The sequence below is a fragment of the Streptomyces sp. NPDC048255 genome (assembly GCF_040652415.1).
In the GTDB taxonomy this organism is placed as follows: domain Bacteria; phylum Actinomycetota; class Actinomycetes; order Streptomycetales; family Streptomycetaceae; genus Streptomyces.
The window spans coordinates 1-1,181 of record NZ_JBEZMA010000153.1; the positions used below are offsets into that span (position 1 = coordinate 1).

At 65.6% G+C, this 1,181-nt stretch carries 2 protein-coding genes; one reads left to right on the top strand and one right to left on the bottom strand.

What is annotated here, in order from left to right:
* The coding region (locus AB0D94_RS37875; RefSeq protein ID WP_362062551.1) for a glutamine synthetase beta-grasp domain-containing protein at positions 1-187 on the bottom strand (187 nt) is incomplete at its 3' end.
* Positions 188-484: 297 nt separating this feature from the next.
* Here AB0D94_RS37875 and AB0D94_RS37880 point away from each other — a divergent pair.
* Positions 485-1,181 (top strand): undecaprenyl-diphosphate phosphatase (locus tag AB0D94_RS37880; protein WP_362062554.1); only part of this gene is annotated, 697 nt, incomplete at its 3' end.

The following is a 1,181-nucleotide window of genomic DNA, read 5'->3' on the forward strand; positions in this document are numbered from 1 at the left end:
CGTTGATGCCCTTCCAGCCGCTGATCGAGGAGCCGTCGAACATCTTGCCGTCTTCGAACAGCGCCGGCTCGACGATCGACTTGGGGAAGGTCACGTGGTGCTGCACGCCACGCATGTCGGTGAAGCGCAGATCGACGAATTCGACCTTGTGGTCCTTGATGAGCTTTTCGACGTGTTCGAGAGACATGGCTGGATCCGGGAAGAGGTGGGGAATGGAGAATCGGCAACGCGGGGGCGTGGTGCGCCTGCCAGGGATTAAAGCAAGTCGTATGCCAAGTTTTATGGTGATCCAAGCGATTGATTCGAAAGGATGATCGGCTAAGCACTCCCGGCCTTTGCACCAACATCGTGCAAAATGAACCGGCTTCGCACCAATTTGGGAAAAGCCCCTTTCCGCTATCCTGACCCGCCGGCCGCGCCTCCCCCGACCGCGACCCGGCGCTTATTCCGATTCCCCCTTCCCGATTCTCGATCCCCGGCCCCAATGACCGACCTCTTAGCCGCCCTGCTCCTCGGCATCATCGAAGGCATCACCGAGTTCCTCCCGATCTCCAGCACCGGCCACCTGCTGATCGCCCAGCACTGGCTCGGCGCGCGCTCGGACCTGTTCAACATCTCGATCCAGGCCGGCGCGATCCTGGCGGTGGTGGCGATCTACTGGAAGCGCTTGTGGGGCCTGGCCGTCGGCTTCACCCAGCGCGACAACCTCGATTACCTGCTCAAGCTCGGCGTGGCCTTCGGCATCACCGCGGTGCTCGGCATCATCGTCAAGAAGGCCGGCTTCACCCTGCCCGACCACGTCACCCCGATCGCCTGGGCGCTGGTGCTGGGCGGCGTGTGGATGGTCGCGGCCGAGCATTTCGCGGCCAAGCGCGCGGCCGCGCTCGGCGAGCGCAGCGACATCACCTGGACGGTGGCGGCGCTGGTCGGCATCGCCCAGGTCGTGGCCGGCGTGTTCCCGGGCACCTCGCGTTCGGCGGCGACGATCTTCGTCGCTTTGCTGGCCGGCACCACCTCGCGCGCGGCGGCGACCGAATTCGCGTTCCTGTTCGGCATCCCGACCATGTTCGCCGCCAGCGGCTACGAGCTGCTCGGCGTGATCGGCACCCCGGCCGCGGCGCAGGAGGACTGGAGCGCGCTGGGCGTGGCCTTCGTCGCCTCGGCGGTGACCGCCTTCATCG